The 18,130-nt window shown below is 60.2% G+C and carries 14 protein-coding genes; 3 read left to right on the top strand and 11 right to left on the bottom strand.

Annotated elements, in window-relative coordinates; all coding sequences use genetic code 11:
• Window positions 1–6: 6 nt before the first annotated feature.
• On the bottom strand, window positions 7–1,227 hold the full coding sequence (locus tag E4021_RS04550) for a DUF4856 domain-containing protein (protein WP_136456770.1): 1,221 nt from the start codon (window positions 1,225–1,227) through the stop codon (window positions 7–9).
• A 197-nt stretch (window positions 1,228–1,424) separates the two neighbouring features.
• On the opposite strand from E4021_RS04550, the gene E4021_RS04545 reads away from it, so the two are divergent.
• Window positions 1,425–4,931, top strand: coding sequence for a pyruvate carboxylase (locus E4021_RS04545; protein WP_136456768.1), 3,507 nt, complete (start codon window positions 1,425–1,427; stop codon window positions 4,929–4,931).
• Between the two features lie 58 nt (window positions 4,932–4,989).
• A complete protein-coding gene (locus E4021_RS04540; RefSeq protein ID WP_136456766.1) occupies window positions 4,990–5,667 on the top strand; it encodes a hypothetical protein in 678 nt (225 codons plus the stop codon).
• A gap of 56 nt (window positions 5,668–5,723) precedes the next feature.
• Here E4021_RS04540 and sucC read toward each other — a convergent pair whose 3' ends face one another.
• From sucC to E4021_RS04515, 5 genes are all read right to left on the bottom strand, one after another.
• Complete coding sequence (gene sucC, locus E4021_RS04535; protein ID WP_136456764.1) at window positions 5,724–6,926, bottom strand: ADP-forming succinate--CoA ligase subunit beta; 1,203 nt, start codon at window positions 6,924–6,926, stop codon at window positions 5,724–5,726.
• 53 nt (window positions 6,927–6,979) lie between these two features.
• Window positions 6,980–8,521 (bottom strand): cryptochrome/photolyase family protein, encoded by a 1,542-nt coding sequence (locus E4021_RS04530; RefSeq protein WP_136456762.1) that lies wholly within the window; start codon window positions 8,519–8,521, stop codon window positions 6,980–6,982.
• A gap of 84 nt (window positions 8,522–8,605) precedes the next feature.
• Window positions 8,606–10,627 carry a hypothetical protein gene (locus E4021_RS04525; RefSeq protein ID WP_136456760.1) on the bottom strand — a complete coding sequence of 674 codons (2,022 nt, stop codon included), beginning with the start codon at window positions 10,625–10,627 and terminating at the stop codon, window positions 8,606–8,608.
• A gap of 2 nt (window positions 10,628–10,629) precedes the next feature.
• On the bottom strand, window positions 10,630–12,063 hold the full coding sequence (gene gatB, locus E4021_RS04520) for an Asp-tRNA(Asn)/Glu-tRNA(Gln) amidotransferase subunit GatB (protein ID WP_136456758.1): 1,434 nt from the start codon (window positions 12,061–12,063) through the stop codon (window positions 10,630–10,632).
• A 115-nt stretch (window positions 12,064–12,178) separates the two neighbouring features.
• Window positions 12,179–13,303 carry a cysteine desulfurase family protein gene (locus tag E4021_RS04515; RefSeq protein WP_136456756.1) on the bottom strand — a complete coding sequence of 375 codons (1,125 nt, stop codon included), beginning with the start codon at window positions 13,301–13,303 and terminating at the stop codon, window positions 12,179–12,181.
• A 64-nt stretch (window positions 13,304–13,367) separates the two neighbouring features.
• Between E4021_RS04515 and E4021_RS04510 the strand changes: the two genes are divergently transcribed.
• Window positions 13,368–14,393 (top strand): hypothetical protein, encoded by a 1,026-nt coding sequence (locus E4021_RS04510; RefSeq protein ID WP_136456754.1) that lies wholly within the window; start codon window positions 13,368–13,370, stop codon window positions 14,391–14,393.
• Here the strand turns inward: E4021_RS04510 and E4021_RS04505 are convergent.
• The 5 genes from E4021_RS04505 to E4021_RS04485 all read right to left on the bottom strand — a co-directional run bounded on the left by E4021_RS04505 (window position 14,390) and on the right by E4021_RS04485 (window position 18,126).
• The gene (locus E4021_RS04505) at window positions 14,390–15,163 is read right to left on the bottom strand and encodes an exodeoxyribonuclease III (protein WP_136456752.1); all 774 of its coding nucleotides are present in this window, start codon (window positions 15,161–15,163) and stop codon (window positions 14,390–14,392) included. The two genes, E4021_RS04510 and E4021_RS04505, sit on opposite strands and share 4 nt — an antisense overlap.
• A gap of 13 nt (window positions 15,164–15,176) precedes the next feature.
• A complete protein-coding gene (locus tag E4021_RS04500) occupies window positions 15,177–15,680 on the bottom strand; it encodes an acyl-CoA thioesterase (protein ID WP_246050222.1) in 504 nt (167 codons plus the stop codon).
• A 20-nt stretch (window positions 15,681–15,700) separates the two neighbouring features.
• Window positions 15,701–16,102 carry a hypothetical protein gene (locus E4021_RS04495; RefSeq protein ID WP_136456748.1) on the bottom strand — a complete coding sequence of 134 codons (402 nt, stop codon included), beginning with the start codon at window positions 16,100–16,102 and terminating at the stop codon, window positions 15,701–15,703.
• Window positions 16,103–16,292: 190 nt separating this feature from the next.
• Window positions 16,293–17,582 (bottom strand): hypothetical protein, encoded by a 1,290-nt coding sequence (locus E4021_RS04490; protein ID WP_136456746.1) that lies wholly within the window; start codon window positions 17,580–17,582, stop codon window positions 16,293–16,295.
• Window positions 17,572–18,126, bottom strand: a complete 555-nt coding sequence (locus E4021_RS04485; RefSeq protein ID WP_168797465.1) for an RNA polymerase sigma factor — start codon at window positions 18,124–18,126, stop codon at window positions 17,572–17,574. Before E4021_RS04485 ends, E4021_RS04490 begins: the two co-directional genes overlap by 11 nt.
• Between the last annotated feature and the right edge of the window lie 4 nt (window positions 18,127–18,130).

The raw sequence follows: 18,130 nt of genomic DNA, 5'->3' as shown, positions 1-18,130 counted from the left end.
GCTGTATTAGTCTGCGGCCTGGTCAACGGAAAGACCGAAGGCGGTGGCGATGGTGGCGGCCTGGTCGCGAAGCGTAGATGCGGTAACGTCCCATAACCCGTTTTCACCGTCGGAGAGCAGGGTCTGCTGGATGGCCAGCACCTCCTGGCGGTCGAGGTAGGGGGCTCCGGTGGCGGGATTGCGGGTAAATTGCAGGGAATAGATGAAGCCATATGCCTCGCTGAGGGCGTGGAAGGCGTCGGTCGGAGAGGTGGAGCCGTCGAGGGTCTCGGCACCGCGCATCAAGTAGTAGATCGCACGTACGGCCACTACGCGGCTGAGTTTCTCCTGAATGATTTCGGCCTGGGCATCCCGCTCCGTGTAATCTCCGGCGACGATGGCGGCGCGTCCGCGCTTGAAGGCGTCGAACACATCCTGAGCGATGCCGGCGTAGTCGGGGTCGTCGTTGACCCGGTCCAGGTACTCATTCAGGAAGTTGTCGTCGTCGCCCAGGGTAGCGAGCGGCTCGGCCGGGTCGACGGATGCACCGAAGACGTAACCGTAGGCCTCGTCCCACTTGTGCTCCATGGTGGTGTACGGCTTGCCGTCTTCCACGGCGGCGGCGTCATTGGTGGCGCGGTTGTCGGCCTCGTCGAGGACCTGGGGGCTGAGGTAGTTATTGAGGGTCTGGTCGAGCATCAGGGCACCGATCAGGGATTTGGCGAAGACCTGGTTGTACTCCAGTCCTTCGGCGGAAACGTAGCGGGCGGAAGAGCCGTTGGGGATCTGTCCGGCGACGCCCGGCGCAGCCAGTTCGTTCCAGCGGGGGAATACCTCATTAACCTGGGCGGCTATCCAGCCGTCGAATTCATCGCGGATGGCGGTGGCGGTGGTGGCGTCGGCAAAGAAGTAATCGCGGCTGGCGGCCACTTTGCTGCGGATAGATTTGGTCGCCGCGTTCAATTCGGCGGAAGCAAAGGGGGAGACGTCTTCGCCGTTCGGTCCTTCGTTGCGGAACATGGCGTCGAGGGTAGCTTCCTCGTTGGTGGGATCCTGAAAGGCGGAAACCAGTTCTTCGGCCATGGCGATGCGCGTAGACTGCCCGTCAAAGCTGACGGTGGAGGCACCGTTGCGGGAAAAAGAGTAAGTCTCAGGAACGTCTAAGGATACAGTGCTGGGTTCATCATCCGCGCAGCCAACGAAAAGCAGGGCCAGGAAGGCCAGCGGAAGCAGGGAAATACGGGTCATACTGCTGGTTATTTGTATTCAGTCTTATTAAGCGCAAAAGTAGGACAGCCTACCCGGAAAGGCCAAGCCAAACGGCCACTATTTTTAATTTGTCTAAATAAAATTACAAACTCGTAAAAAGGTTCTGGAATGTGCGCCCGGCGAGGTGGGGGAGTCCGGGCTACCTGCTTATCTTCCCCCACCCCAAGAGAAGACCCATGGCTACCCAAGACAGAAAGCGTTTCAAAAAAATCCTAGTTGCCAACCGCGGCGAGATCGCCATCCGCATCCTGCGCGCCGCCAGCGAACTGCAGATGCGTACGGTAGCGATTTATACCTACGAGGACCGGTACAGCCTGCACCGCTATAAAGCGGACGAGAGCTACCAGATCGGTCCCGACGACGAGCCCTTGCGCCCCTACATCGATATCAAGGCCATCATCCAACTTGCCCAGGAGAAAGGGGTGGATGCCATACACCCGGGTTATGGGTTTCTGTCGGAGAATGTGGACTTCGCCCGGGCATGTCTGGCCGCGGGCATTGAGTTCGTGGGGCCATCGCCAGACAGCATGGACCAACTGGGCGACAAGGTCGCTGCCAAGGAATTAGCCCGGCGGGTGGGCGTGCCCCTGATCCAGGACAGCGACCGCGACATTTCGGACCCGGAGGTAGCGGTGGCCGAGGCGGAAGAGATCGGATATCCCGTCATAATCAAAGCGGCGGCCGGAGGGGGCGGGCGTGGAATGCGGGTGGTCCGCAACGAAAAGCAACTGCGATCGGAAGTGGTGGAAGCCAGCAGCGAAGCCGAGAAGGCGTTTGGCAACGGCACCATCTTCCTCGAGAAATTTATCGAGAATCCCCGGCACATCGAGGTGCAGTTGCTCGGCGACCGCCACGGCAACCTGGTACACCTCTTCGAGCGTGACTGCTCCGTGCAGCGCCGATTCCAGAAGGTGGTGGAGGTGGCCCCGGCCGCCAACCTCTCACAGGAGACCAAGGACAAACTCTACGAATACGCCCTCAAGCTTGGCCGGGCGGTCGACTACTACTGTGCCGGTACGGTGGAGTTTCTGGTCGACCAGGACGAATCCATCTACTTTATCGAGGTCAACCCCCGGATCCAGGTTGAGCACACCGTAACGGAGGAGATTACCGGCATCGACCTGGTGCGGACGCAGTTTCTCGTCACCATGGGGTACCGCCTCGACCATCCCACCATCTTCATTCGCAGTCAGGAAGACATCCAGGCCAACGGCTTCGCTATTCAGTGCCGGGTAACGACCGAGGATCCGAGTAACAACTTCAAGCCCGACTACGGCACGCTGATCGCCTACCGTTCGGCCAGCGGCATGGGCATTCGACTGGATGCCGGCTCGGCTTTCCCCGGGGCCATCATTTCACCCTACTTCGACAGTCTCCTGGTCAAGGTGACCGGATCGGGCCGTACCCTCAAGGGCGCGGCGGAGCGCCTCCACCGGGCCCTGCGGGAGTTCCGCGTGCGGGGGGTCAAAACCAACATTGGCTTCCTGCTCAATTTGCTGGAAAATCAGGATTTCCAGGAGGGAAAGGCTACGGTCCGCTTCATTCCCGATCACCCGGAACTGATGAACCTGCCGAATTTCCGCGACCGCGGTACGCGCCTCCTGCGCTACCTGGCCGACGTGATCGTCAACGACAATCCGGACGTAAAGAACAAGGAAGCGGGGCGCAACTTCCTCAAGCCGGTGGTGCCCCCCTTCGATCCTTACGGCAAGGTGCCCGCGGGTAGCCGTGACCGGCTCCTGGAGCTGGGTTGCGATGGTTTCGTCGACTGGCTGAAATCGGAAAATCGCATTCAGTATACGGATACCACCTTCCGCGACGCCCACCAGAGCCTTCTGGCGACGCGGATGCGGATGATCGACCTGCTCAACGTCTCGCGGAGCTACGCCTACAATCAGCCGGGCGACCTCTTCAGTATGGAAGTCTGGGGCGGGGCAACCTTCGACGTGGCGCTCCGCTTTCTGAAGGAGGATCCGTGGCGGCGGCTGCGCAAACTGCGTACCGCCATACCAAACACCATCTTCCAGATGCTGCTGCGCGGTAGCAACGCCGTAGGGTACAAGGCCTATCCCGACAACCTCATCATCAAGTTCATCGAAGAAGCGGCCCGTGGCTCCATGCTCTACGACGCCGAGGGGCGGGAGAAGGGGTACGCCGGTGGCATCGACCTGTTCCGCATCTTCGACTCCCTGAACTGGGTGAAGAACATGGAGGTGTCGATCCGTACCGTGCGGGAAAACACCAACAGTCTGGCCGAAGCCTGTATCTGCTACTCCGGCGACCTCACCAATCCGGGTAAAACCAAGTTCACCCTCCAGTACTATATCGACCTGGCCAAGCGGCTTGAAAGTGCCGGAGCCCACCTGTTGGCGATCAAGGACATGGCCGGACTGCTGAAACCCCTGGCCGCGCGGGAACTGATCACCGCCCTGCGCGAAGAGGTCTCCCTGCCGATTCACCTGCACACCCACGACACCAGCGGTATCCAGAGCGCCACCTACCTGGAGGCCATCAATGCCGGCGTGGACATCGTCGACGTGGCCATCAACAGCCTCTCCGGACTGACCTCCCAGCCGGGCTACAACAGCATCGTGGCCATGATGCAGGGCCACCCGCGGGAGAACCCCGTGGACCTGCCCCTGCTCAACCGCTACGCCGATTACTTCGAGACGGTCAGGAACTATTACTACCCCTTTGAGACGGAACTGCGCGCTAGCACCGCCACGATCTACGATACGGAAATTCCGGGCGGACAGTACTCCAACCTGCGGCCACAAGCCCGGGGGCTCGGACTGGAGGAGCAATTTCCGACCATCCGGGAGAACTACGCCGCCGCCAATCGGCTCTTCGGTGATCTGGTGAAGGTGACCCCCTCCTCGAAAGTGGTCGGAGACATGGCCATGTTCATGACGAGCAACAACCTCACCGAGGCCGACATCCGCGAGCGGGGCGCCAAGCTGGACTTTCCCGACAGCGTGAAAAGCCTGATGCGGGGCGACCTCGGCCAGATCGAGGGCGGTTTCGATCCGGAAGTACAGAAAATGGTCCTGAAGGGCGAACAGCCCTACACCGACCGTCCGAATGCTCACCTGGAGCCGGTGGATTTCGAGGCGGTAGCCAAGGCTTACCGCGAGGAATTTGAGGAGGAGCCCCGGATGATGGACCTGCTCAGCCAGCAGTTGTACCCGAAGGTGTTCGCTGAGTTCAAAGAGTTCCAGCAGGAGTACGGCGAGGTAGCCAATATTCCGACCCCGGCGTTTTTCTACGGCCTCAAGCCCAACGAGGAGATCCTCGTCCGCATCGGTGCCGGCAAGCGCATTGCCATCAAGTACCTCAACATGACGAACGCCGACGAACTGGGCAACCGGCTGGTGTTCTTCAGTTTGAACGGTCAGACACGCAGTATCACCGTGCGCGACCGGTCGCTGGAAAGCAAGGTGGCGGTACACCAGAAGGCCAGTGGAGAAAATGAGGTGGGTTCGCCCCTGCAAGGCAACCTTAGCCGGATCCTGGTCAAGGTCGGCGATCAGGTTGAGGCCGGCGATCCTCTCTTCGTGATCGAAGCTATGAAGATGGAGTCTACCATCACCAGTCCGGTGTCGGGCGAGGTTACCCTAATACCCCTGAAGGAGAAAACCCTCGTCGAAGCTAACGACTTGATCATTAAGGTAGCAAAGGGGTGATCGTGCGTTAAACTTTACCGCGCCTTGCGTGGTCTACCATGAAAAGCCGAAATCGCGCATGTACAAGGGCTTATGTTATCTGGCGGTGGGCTTGCTCCTGGCCGCTTGTATGGAGAGTGGTGACCCTCCCGCCTCCGACCAGCCTTTCGCTCCGATCTTTCAGGGGCGTTCCAACCTTCCCGTGGAGAGCGACCGCAGTTTTGTGCCCGGTGAGCGGATAGGCGGCATCACCCCCGGGATGCCCATGTCGCGGGTAGAGAACCTCTACGGATCCGATAACCTGGAAAGCCGTGATCTGCCGGCCGGTGAAGGCACCACTATACCGGGCTACGTACTCTTCCCCGGCCAATACGACGAACTGTACATCGAGCTTGGCGAGGACAAACAGCCAGCCCGGGCCCGCTTCACCAACCCGCGGTCGAACTGGACGCACGCTACCACCGGTCTGATCATCGGTAGTACCCTGGAAGATCTGCGGAGGATGAACGGTCGCGGCTTCGTTTTTCGCGGCTTCGGTTGGGATTACGGCGGTACCGTCAGCGATTGGCGGGGTGGGCGGCTGAAGAACATTCTGGTCCGCCTGACCTACACACCCGAACGGCTCGGGCCCGGAACCCTGCCCGATTCACTGGTGGGAGACGTGCCGATTGACAGCGACACCCCGGGCCTTGACGAATTGGGGTTGAGGGTGCGGGAGATCAGCGTTCCCATCCGCCCGGAGGAAGAAGTAAAATAGAAAAAGGGCCGCCGGAATTTCCGGCGGCCCTTTTTTCAGGGTCGGGTCGGCGGCGTTCAGGCCAGAACCGCACTGACCTCCTCGGCGGCATCCTGCAGGGAGATGGCCGAGCGGACGTTCAGTCCCGAGTTGTCGATCAGTTCCTTGGCGATGTCGGCGTTGGTGCCCTGCAGGCGCACGATGATCGGCACCTTGATGTCGCCGATATTCTTGTAGGCATCTACTACCCCCTGGGCGACGCGGTCGCAGCGTACGATACCACCGAAGATATTGATCAGGATAGCCTCTACGCGGTCGTCGCGCAGAATGATGCGGAAGGCCTGCTCTACGCGGGCCGCATCGGCGGTACCCCCTACGTCGAGGAAGTTGGCGGGTTCACCGCCGGAGAGCTTGATGATGTCCATGGTAGCCATGGCCAGGCCGGCACCGTTCACCATACAGCCTACGTTGCCGTCGAGGTTGACGAAGTTCAGGCCGTAGCTCTGGGCTTCTACTTCGGTGGCGTCTTCCTCGGTGGTGTCGCGCATCTCGGCCAGGTCCTTGTGGCGGTAGAGGGCGTTGTCGTCGAGGCTGAATTTGCAGTCGACCGCCACGATCCGGTCGTCACCGGTGTGGAGGCAGGGGTTAATTTCGATCAGGCTGGCATCGGCACCGAGGTAGGCCTGGTATAATTTGGTGATGAACTTGGTCATGTTCTTGAAGGCGGTGCCTTCCAGGCCCAGGTTGAAGGCCACTTCGCGCGCGTTAAAGCCCTGCATGCCCAGTTCGGGATCGATGTAGGTCTTGTGGACGAGGTGTGGGGTCTCTTCGGCGACGGCTTCGATGTCCATTCCGCCCTGGGTAGAGTGGATGATGACGTTTTGCTTGCGCTCGCGGTCCATCAGGATGGAAACGTAGTACTCCTTGTTGGCGTCGAAGTCGGGGGCGTAGGCGTCTTCGGCGACGAGGATCTTGTTGACCTGCTTGCCGGGGCCTTCCATGCCGCCGGGGGTCTGGGGCGTCTTGAGCTGCATGCCCAGGATGTTGGAGATGTGCTGCTTCGCTTCCTCGCGGTTCTTGGCCAGCTTCACGCCGCCGCCCTTGCCGCGTCCGCCGGCGTGAATTTGTGCCTTCACGACGGCAAAGGGGCTGCCGGTTTCCTTGGCGAGTTGATCGTACTTGTCCATGGCTTCGTCCACCGAGTCGGCGGCGTAGCCGTTCTGGATCGGAACGCCGAACTTGGTAAGGATGGATTTGCCCTGGTATTCGTGGAGGTTCATTCGGTAGATTTTTGTGGGTCGTGAAGGTAGGAAAAAGTTGGGGAGGGCAGGGGTTACAGTTCCTCGGCGTGCTCCTTGACCCAGGCGGCCCGTTCCAGTATGGCGGCCTGTTGCGCAGCACCCTTCCGCTCCCAGGTCTTGTACATGAAGGCCATACGGTAATTGCCCTCGAAGCGTTCGCGGTGACGGTCCAGGAAATCCCAGTACAGGCTGTTGAAGGGGCAGGCCTTCTCTCCGGTGTGCTTCTTGGGGTTGTAATGGCAGTCCTTGCAGTAGTCGCTCATCTTGTTGATGTAGTTGGCCGAACTGCAGTAGGGCTTGGTGGCGATCAGTCCGCCGTCGGCGCGCTGGCTCATGCCGCGGGTGTTGGTGATCTCCACCCACTCGATCGCGTCGATGTAAACGCCAAGGTACCAGGCGTCTACCTCGTCGGGGTGCGCCCCCAGGATCAGGGCGAAGTTTCCGGTGATCATCAGCCGCTGGATGTGGTGGGCGTAGGCGCGGTCCAGGCTTTGGTTGATGGCGTGGTTCAAACAGTTCATCTTCGTATCCCCCGTCCAGTACCAACCGGGTAACGCCGCCCGGTGCTCAAGGGCATTGGTGGTGGCGAATTCAGGCATTTTGGCCCAGTAAACCCCGCGCATGTATTCACGCCAACCCAGGATCTGGCGCACGAAGCCTTCCACCTGGTTGAAGGTGATCCGCTCCGGGTCTTGCTTCCAGGACCGTACGGCGGCGTCGATCACTTCACGGGGCGAAAGCAGTTTCGTGTTCGTGGCGAAACTCAGATTGGCGTGGTACAGGAGGGGATCGCGCCGCGTCATCGCATCCTGGTAGGTGCCGAAGTATACCAATCGGTTACCACAAAAATCCTTCAAGGCCTCCAGACACTCCTCCCGCGTTACCGGATAGGTGAACCTGCCACCGGGCATGCGCCCCATAGTGGGAATGTCGTGTCGCTCAAGGAGTTCCACCACCTCTCCGGCGTCCCGCTCAAAGGTGGAGGCTGCCGGGATGGAAAGTTCCGCCGGCAGCCGACCACGATTGTCTTCGTCGTAGTTCCACTGTCCCGTGGCCGGTTCCCCGTTGGCGTCCATGAGTATATCGTGCCGGCGACGCATCTCGCGGTAAAAGGTCTCCATCAGGTAGCGGTCCTTTCCTTTAAAAAGGTCGGCTACGTCGTGGCGGCGGGAAAGAAAATGCTCGGAATCACAAACTACTCCTCCAGCTTTTTCCGAATATTTTATCAATTCCTGGTCCAGCCGCCATTCATCGGGGTATTGGTACTCGAAGGTGGTTACACCTTCCCGTTGGCGCACCGCGTCAACGGCATCGGTAATCGTTTCCCAGCCGGCCTCCCGGGTGTCGTCGAGGGTGAAGTAGAGGACATCGTGGCCGAGGTCCCGCAGCCGAGCCGCGAAGGCCCGCATAGCCAGGAAGAAGCCGGTGATCTTCTGGATATGGTGCCGGGTGTAGGTGGCTTCGGAGTAGGTCTCGAAAAGGCAGTAGACGGTCTCCTCATCCACCTTGGCGAACCAGGAGTGATTTTCGTTCAGCTGGTCGCCGAGGATGAGCCGCAGGCGGGAATAGGGCACAGGAAAGGTTTTCGGCCTAACTGCCCGGCGGTGATTTGGGTTCAGCGGGAAGCAATTCCTCAGTTGGTGGTTGCGTGGCGACTCCTACGAGTGGGCTCGCCGCAGCCGGTAGCAGCGGACTTCACCTGAGCTCAGCGTGAAGCTTGCGGTTTCTTGGTTCAACTCGTGCTGCGGCTGTAGGATATTATCCGGCCAGTGAAAGAGCAGTTCAATCGCCCCTTCGCCCGTGGGCATCACTACCTGCAGGGTTCGGGCCTCAGACGCAAAATTTACCAGAAAGAGGTAGGTGGAGTCGCCCGAAGGTGGGGTTTTGAACCAGCTTACCCCGCCGTCATCGCCGACGGATACTGCACCCGCGTCCGCGCCCAGCAGCACCGCATGCTCCTCCGCAAAGCGGTGGACCGACTGCAGGCCCCGGAACAGCTCGAGGTTATCGCCCCAACGCCAGGAGCCGGAGACCGACTTTGGTCCGACGCGCTCCAGGGTGACGTACCGGTTGGTGTAAAAGGCATCAGGAGCGGGCGAAAAATGGCGGTCGCGTTGCTCGTAGCCGAGGGAAAAGTAGAGCGGGAGGCGTCCGTTGAACAGACCCGTGAACAGCCGTGCCACCTCCCCGTGGTGGTAAAGGTGATCGAAGCGGGGGTCATCCTCCTTGCCCGTAATCACCGTGGAAGCGGGCGTGACCGGCGTGACTTCGGCGATCTCCAGATAGGAGGTCAGCGCGTCGAGAAACTCGGATGTCCCGGGTGCCAGACGCTGCAAATTACCTGAAGTAACTTCTGCTTCGGATGCCGTAAGGTGCTCTAAACCATCGCCGTAAGAACCGGTGCCTGATTCTCCCAGGGAGCCATCTGCAAAGTAGGCGAAGTGGGGCGCGTCGCGCGCGATACGGTGTTTGACGGCGCGCAGCGGATCGTAAAAAGTGTCGATCACTCCCGGCACGCCTTGCGGTCGCATCTGTACCTGCGACATCTTCCCGCGCATAAAGTCGAAGCCGTAGCGGGCCTGTAGCTCGGCGTATTTGTCGGTAAAGTAGTCCCAGACCTCCGCGCGCGGACGATCAAAATCGATGGCCCAGTCGCGGTTGTCGTCCTTGCGGCCGTAAAACTTGAAGCGGGCCAGCGATCCCAATACCCGGCTCATGGCCCCGGGCCGGGTGGAAAGATTCTCGCGCCGGCGGTGGCCGGCCTCGTCGACGGTCTGGGCTTCGGGCGAGGGGTCCACCTCGAGTCCGTGGTAGGGCGGGGCCGTCGTGACCGGTACGGGTTCCAGGCCACGGTGGTATAGAAAATCCACCAGGTCCGCCCGCCGTTCCCGCCGGGTGTCGTAGTCGGCGGGTGGGCCGAAGAGTACGTTCAGGCGTTCGGCTTCGGAGGTTTCCCGAAAGAAGGTAGGGCGGTGTACGCGGGTGCCGGGGTCGGTGGTTTCCAGCCAGTCGAGTATGGCGGCTCCGGCGGTCTCGTGCAGGTGTATGCGGTGATCGGTAATGGTGAGGTCGTCGCGGATCAGCCACTCGAAGAAAGCGGGGTTGGCCAGGACGATCTCGCTGTAGCGGTCGGCATAGGGCATGACATCCACGCCCACCACCTTTCCCAGGGCGTGGAGGAGGTTAAGGGTTACTTGCAGCTGAGATTCCACGGAACGCAGCCCGGGAAACATGCGCAATGTATCATGGTCCAGAAACTCCGGGTTAAGGTTCCAGCTGGCCATACCGTAGAGGCTACCTGCCACGCCCGGCTCCCAAATCGGTAGCAGGTGGATCCCGCGGATGTGATCGGGAAGCGTGAGGGCGTACTTGAGCATGTTCCAGAAGCTGCCGACGGTCCGCACGTTAATTCCGACGGTGTGGCACGACTTCAGCCAGTCACCGTTCGGCCGGTCGTCCAGGTGACCGGCCACGCGCACTTCGGGGTCAATCGCCTGCCGGAAAGACTCCTCACCCAGCCGATCGTTCAGGATGCGGGCCAGTTCCGCTGCGGAAAGTTCCAAAGCGCGTTGGGGCGGAAGTCCGACGACGTAAGAGGTCTTCCGGTCGGTGTAATCCTCGATGGCCTCCGCGCCGTGGAGGTGCCAGTTATTCAGGTAGTCTGCGAAGGAAGATGCCATGATCAGCCATTATCCTCCAGTAAGGTGCGCAACAGGGCCTGTGTTTCTTTTGGTTCGGCGGCGCCCTGGCTCTTTTTCATCACTTCCCCCATGAAGAAGCCGATCAGTCCTTTCTTTCCCTTCCGGTACGCGGTTACTTGCTGGGGGTTGGCGGCGACCACCTCGCGGGCGATGCCGGTCAGGAAATCGGTGTCGGTATTCTGGATGAGGCCCAGTTCGCTGGCCCGCGCTTCGGGGTCACCCGGTCGTTCGAGCAGATCCGGCAGCAGACGGGAAGCCGCGTTGGCAGCGCTTACCCGCCCCTCGGCAATCAACGCCTGCAGAGCGTGGAAGCCTCCTGGTTCCAGGCCGGGTTCGGCATCCTGGGTTAGGGGCAGTACGCGGTTCACCCACAGTTTGGCCAGTTCGGGGACGGCGGGGGAGGCCTCCGCGTACCGCAAGAAGGTCTCGTAACGGGTGCGGTCCTCACTGATGAGCGCCGCGTCGTCGGCATCCAGTCCGAGGGCAATCAGCCGGTCGTACGCCTCCCAGGGTAGGGTGCCAATCTCGGATCGCAATTGCTCGATGAAAGCCTCGGTGAGCACTACGGGTGGCAGGTCGGGGTCGGGAAAGTACCGGTAATCGTGGGCGTCCTCCTTGGTACGCAGGGCGGCGGTGGTGCCGGTTTCGGGATCGAACTGTCTGGTTTGCTGGACTACGGACTGGCCGGCTTGCAGTAAGGCTACTTGTCGCTCCGTCTCGTATGCGATGGCCCGACGCGCGAAGCGCATGGAGTTCATGTTCTTGATCTCGCAGCGGGTGCCGTAGTTGGATTGTCCGTGCGGCCGTACACTCACGTTAACGTCACAGCGCAGGCTGCCTTCCTCCATGTTACCGTCGCTGATCCCCAGCCACCTGACGAGTTGTCGCATGCCGCTCATGAAGGCATCGACCTCCTCGGCGGACCGCAGGTCGGGTTCTGTGACAATCTCCAACAGGGGGGTACCCGCGCGGTTGAGGTCGACCCGGCTGCCGGTTTCCCCTTCCGCGTGGATTGACTTGCCGGCGTCCTCCTCCATGTGTATGTGATGGAGCTGGATGTTCCGGGAGGGTTCTTCGGCGCTGGACAATCGCAGGGGGAGGGCTCCGCCGATACAGATGGGGTGCTCGTCCTGGGTGATTTGGTATCCCTTGGGGAGGTCGGCGTACGAGTAGTTCTTGCGGTCGAAGGTGCTGCGCCGGTTGATTTGGCAGCCGAGGGCCAGGCCCAGTTTGACGGCAAATTCCACCTGTCGCTCGTTCAGGAAGGGAAGGGTCCCGGGGTAGCCGAGACTCACCGGGCTAATGTTGGTATTGGGTTCCGCTCCAAAGGCGTTGCGGTCGCCGCAGAAGGCCTTGGAGGCGGTGGCGAGCTGGACGTGGGTTTCCAGGCCGATGACGGTTTCGTAGGGGGTCATGTGGCGACGAAGATAACCCCGTTGGACGGATAGCGGTTGGACGGTGGGGGGACCGTCCAACGGTTATGCGCTCGATTGGCGGTTTTGGTCCGCGGTCTACTGGTCCGACCAGCCCCTACAGCATCCCCGCCAGCTTATCCACCACGTAATCCATCTGCTCGCGGGTATTGTGGTGGCTAAAGCTGAACCGGATGGTGTGCCGTTTTGAATCGGGGTGCAGGTGGCCCACCACGTGGCTGCCCACGTCTATGCCACTGGAGCAGGCCGACCCCCCGCTGGCCGAGATGCCCGACAGATCGAGGTTCATAAGCAGGAGGTCGCCCTTCGGGGATTCGGGAAAACTGACCGACAGCACCTTGTAGTGGCTGCGTTCGGGATCTCCGTTGAACCGGACGTCGGGGTACGTGGCACGCAGGCGGTCCATCAGGTACTGTTTCACGTCCTCCATCCGGGCGCGGCGCTCCTCCCGCTCCGCGACGGCCTTTTCGAGGGCCTTGGCCAGTCCGACGATCCCGTAAACATTTTCCGTTCCCCCGCGCATATTGCGCTCCTGGGCGCCACCGTCGAGATAGGGCTTGATCTGGTTGTCGTTGTTGATGTAGACGAATCCCACGCCCTTGGGGCCGTAGAATTTGTGCGCCGATCCCGACAGGAAGCCAACGGGGGTCCGCTCGAGATCGATCGGAAAGTACCCCATCGTCTGTACCGTATCGCAGTGGAATAGTACCTGGTATTCCGCGCACAGATCGGCCACTTCCTGCAGGGGCAGCAGGTTGCCTATCTCGTTGTTGGAGTGCATGAGGCTGACCAGGGTGGGGACGTCCTTTTCGCCCAGGCGGCGGCGCAGATCCGTCAGGTCCACGTGGCCCTTCTCGTCGATACCGACCATCTCCACGCAGGCCGCTCCGGTAGCGGCGATAGCCTCGAGACTGTGCAGAACGCAGTGGTGCTCCAGGGGGGAAGAGATGATGCGTTTGACTCCCAGGTCGCGTACTGCATTCTTCAGGGCCATGTTGTTGGCTTCCGTACCGCCGGAGGTGAAGAAGATTTCCCCGATGCTGCAGTTGAGGGTGTTGGCCACCGTCTTGCGGGCCGCCTCGATCAGACTGCGGGCCTTGCGGCCTTCGGCGTGGATGCTGGACGGGTTACCGTAGGTTTCCCGCATGACTTCCGTCATGGCGAAGAGTACGTCGGGATCTATGGGCGTGGTGGCGGCGTTGTCGAGGAAAATTCGTTGCATATCGGGGGGCAAATGTAACGTTTTCTTAAAGACAGATATAGAGGGAAAACAAACACACTAACCCATGGCAACTGACCTACAAATCCACATTACCACGGGAGGCGATGACCTTCGAGGAGGAAATGACAATGCAAATGTTACACTACTCTTCACAGACGGACACACACTAACAGAACGTAACATAAATCGTGGACAGCGGTGGAAAGATCACCAAACCTATACTACCGTTATGCGGGTGGGCAAGCAGCTCCATGAAATCCGAGGTATTCGACTGGAAACCACTGCATCGGGAGGAATTGGTGGCGACAATTGGAACGTCAACAACCTGCGGGTCGTCGCTACACAGAACGGAAGAACCACCACGCTACTGGATAAATCTGGAAACCCCCTACATCGATTCACCGGTGACGACCGGAGCCGAGAATGGACTTGGAAAAGTGGAAATGCTGTTGCACCGCCGAAGCGGTCTGGATTTACAGCAAAAGAACATGGATTCAATTTTACAAACTCGTTCACCAATCATATCATTGGCGACATTAAAACTTACGGACTGTGTGGAGGGATGTGTTACGCGGCACTGGATTACTATTACAATCGCCAGCCGATTCCCGAGCAATCTACACTCCCGGCAGAAGGTTCTGCACTGCGGGATTACATCTATAAGCGTCAACTGAAGGCCTTTCAGGGCGGCGCTAGTAAATGGGCCGAGTTAATTGGTACCAATATTGGCAATCGTGACCAGGAGTTTTTTAATTGGGGCTTACAAACGGGCTCAGGTCGACTGGGGGAGCTAATGGAATGTATTGATTCGAATCGACCGATGCCAATTGGGCTGCAGACGGTTGGCACCTCCGGACCATTCAGTCACTATATGGTGGCCGTCGGTTATGAACTCGGTAGGTACGAAGGCGACCTTGGGCCCTACCAAACCGATGTTTGCATATTCGTTTACGATCCAAATCATCCTAATAGAGAAATGGCATTGGTCCCGGATCCAACCGGTAAATGTTATCGTTTGAAGGGATATCCGCGGTCATATTGGAGAACTTACTTCGTCGACAAAAGATATCGGAGCCAAAGACCTGTCTAGGGTTTTAATTCAAGAAGAATAGGGCAGTGATCGGAGTGCAGCGCATCGTCCAGGTGCGCCACCCGCGCGATGCGGTCGGCCATCTCAGCGGGGTAGCTGTGGTAGTCGATGCGCCAACCCTTGTTGTTGTTGCGGGCATTAGCGCGGTAGCTCCACCAGCTGTACGCTACGGCCTCGGGGTGAAGGTAACGGAAGGCGTCGACCATTTGCGTACGCTCAAACCACTTCGTCATCCAGGCCCTTTCTTCCGGTAAAAAGCCCGAACTGGTTTCGTTGCGCTTCGGAGCGTGCAGGTCGATCTCCCGGTGGGCAATGTTGTAGTCGCCGACCACCAACAGGTGCGGCCGTGTCTTGCGCAGTTCGACCACGAACTCCAGAAAATCATCCAGAAATCGGTATTTATACGCCTGACGCTCATCGCCTTGTCCTCCATTGGGGAAGTAACAGTTGAGGATGGTCAGGTCGCCGTGGTCGGTCCTGATTACCCGGCCCTCGCAGTCGTAGACGTCCATCTGGCAGCCTTCGACCACCAGATCAGGTTCCTCCTTGCTCAGGGTCAGGACCCCCGAATACCCCTTTTTACTCGTAGCGCTGTGCCAGGCGGCGTGGGGGTAACCCGCCGCGGTGAGTTCCTCCATTTCCACCTGGTCAGGGGCGGCTTTGGTTTCCTGCAGGCACAGCACGTCGACGTCCACTTCGGCGGCCCATTCCGCCAGACCCTTGCGCAGGGCGGCGCGGATGCCGTTCACGTTGTAGGTCGCAATGGTCATGATCGAAAGGTTTTTAATGGGGCCGGAACAGTTCCTGCAGGTGCTGCGCCTCCTCGGGCTTCAGCCGGCCGGCCAGCACTAGGCGCAGTTCGCGCCGCCGCAACGCCGCGGTGTAGCGTTGCTGCTCAACTTCGGTAAGCGGGGTCAGCTCGGGTACCTGCACCGGGGATCCGTTGTCCTTGTCCAGCGCAACAAAAGTGAAATAAGCGTGGTGGGTGCGCCGGGGGTGTGTGCCCTGCATGGTGGCGGCAAACACCTCCACGTACACCTCAATGCTGGTATTGAACGCGCGCGTCACGCTGGCTTCCAGCGTGATCACCTCACCGTTCCGGATGGCGCTGTTGAAGGCAACGTTGTCCACGCTGGCCGTCACGACCGGTCGGGCGCAGTGCTTACCCGCGCAGATCGCGCAGCAGATGTCCATCCACCGCAGCATGTTACCGCCCATGAGGTTGTCCTGGGGATTGGTATCGTTGGGCATGACGAGCTCCGACATGGTCGTGAAGCTCTCCGCCACGCGCTTGGGTTGGGGCCTGCTCATTGCATGATCACTCCGGGGCGGTCGAGGACCGGCAGTTCGGTAAGGGCGGCTTCACTGATCGTCCCGGCAGGGAAGGTGAACCGCTTGTCCAGCATGTGCTTGCCGTTGTTGAAGCTGATCCAGTACTCGTTCGTGATGGCAAAGAGGGTCGGCTGGATGGGCTCCAGCTTAATGGAATCCCGGGCGTCGAGCTTCTGATGGAAGTGCCGCAGCACGGTCGTCGTCTTGTCTACACCGTCGATACTGCCGTAGCCCTGACTGGTGACCAGGATGTTCTCCATGGGCTCCTGTCGCAGGTTGATCAGGTAGATATCCCACAGCTCTTCCCCGGCCTCCTGGCGAGGTACCGCGGCTACGGCTACGTCGGTTACTTCGGGTGTTGCTATGTCTTTTTTCATACAGCGGTACGCAATTGGGCCGCAAAGGTACGAAGGCCGACGGGAAGGTCCGGGAATGGAGAAGGTTATGTTGCCTCCCACGGTTTGGCACGACCAGGAAAGCGGTCGCCCGGGCCCTGACCACCGTTTCTTCCGCCGAGGCGCGAGACGAAGGGCTACCCCTTGCCAAAGCCACCCGCCGCGAAGTGCCCTAAAGGGCGAGTAAAAAGCCCAGTTCGATGCGGTTGGCACTCACCGACGGGGCACCTTCGCGGTACAGGGGAGAAATATGAGGGGTATAGCCCAGGGTTAGGTGCAAATTTCCGGACAGGCGATAATCAGCGCGCATCCAGGCAGATAACTGCCAACGGTTCAGGTAGGGGTTAACGATCGGGGCCGGCGATCCCACGGCCGGGGCAAAGTCCTGGTTTGCTCCGCCGCCGTAAGCCGATCGGGTGAACCGCTCCTCGGCCACCGACACCAGCACTACGCCGGCGGAATCCGTGACGGAATAAGTCGGGCCTGAGCCGGCCAGGATATAGCTCAGGTCCAGACCCGCGGATAGGGTGATTTTATTACTTACCCGTCGGCCCACCCCCGACCGTAATCCAAGGGTGTGCATTTTCAGCCTCCGCGGTTCCCGGATCGCCTCACCCCCCTGTGCATACGCGACGCTGCCCGAGAAAGTAGGATCATTTACGCTGATAAGTTCCCGCGGGTCGTCGGTAGCCGTGCTGCGCAGCTCTCGCCGGGTGTAGTCGTACCGCAAGCCCACCGGCACGAACCATTTCCCCGCAGGGATGAGCCGCGTGAACTGGAGATAAGTCCCGGGCAAATAGGCGGTTGGGTAAACGGATGTACCAGCCGCCAGGTTGAAGGAATGAAACGGATCAGCGGGAGTAATTATCGGAGCCGCAGCGACAACCGGTTCAAGATCTAAATTCTTGCTATAATCTACTTGCATCGTTGGCAAAGGCACGCCGGCCACTAGCTGCGATGTGCGGCTTTGCCCCGATGGTTCCACGGCAGTCGGCGGGGGTGTCGCTCGGGAAGCATCTTCCAGCGGAGAGTTCGTCTCGTTTGGGCGCGGAGCGCGGGTGCCAGGTCCTTCAGGAATGCCTGATGCGTTGGTTTCGTTTTGTGGAGACCGGCCCGGTGCCCCGAGCGGTTTGGGGGCGGGCGTTTCTGCATTTTTAAGGCCACCGCCGTCCGGCAGCTCCGTGGTGGCCAATGCTTCCTCGCCCGCACCGATAGGTGTGGTCGTTGGGGCCGTCCGTACAATCGCGGCGGGTTCGGCCGTGGCCCGTTCGGATGGTACCGACACCCCCGGCAGCGGTCCATCCCACAGCACCAGCGTCCCCGCCGCCAAAGCAGTCAGCAGGAGCAGCAGAGGAAGGAGCAGGCGCCGCCGCCGCTTGCGGTCCAGGCGGGTTTCCATATCGGCCCACGCTTCGTTCCAGAAGGCGTCGTCCGGTGTCCAGGGGGAATTGCTATCCGGCATAACGATTGTGTTTGTGGGTTTCCTGATTCAGCCGCTCGCGCAGCAGTTGACGGGCCTTGTTGAGGTGCCAGCGGCTGTTGCCCTCGCTGAAGTGCAGTTTGTCGGCGATCTCGGCGTGGCTGTAGCCTTCCACGGCGAAAAGCCAGAAAACTTCCTTGCTGGTCTCCGGCAGCATGTCGATCATGCGGCAGAGGTCCTCGGCGTAGAGTTCGTGGGTAGCGGTATCGGCGGTGGGCTGATCCCAACTGGCAATTTCCAGGGTGGGGCGCTTGCGCTGCCGCCGGAACTGGTCGATGGTGCTGTGGAAGACCACCCGTTTGATCCAGCCTTCCAGACTGCCTTCCCAGCGGAACTGGTCGAGCTTTTCAAAGACCTTCATCATGCCACCGTTCAGCAGGGCCATGGCCTCCTCCCGGCCCGGGGCGTAGCGGCGGCAGACCTGCAGCGCAACGGGGCCGAACCTGCGGTAAAGATCCTCCTGCGCCCGCCGGTCGCCTTTCAGGCAGGCCGCAACCAGTTTTCGTTCTTCGTATTCGGTAGTCAATGGG

Origin of the sequence: Neolewinella litorea, from assembly GCF_004803465.1 — a bacterium.
In the GTDB taxonomy this organism is placed as follows: domain Bacteria; phylum Bacteroidota; class Bacteroidia; order Chitinophagales; family Saprospiraceae; genus Neolewinella; species Neolewinella litorea.
The sequence above is the reverse complement of the archived record's forward strand: the minus strand, read 5'-3'. Positions and strand labels throughout refer to the sequence as shown.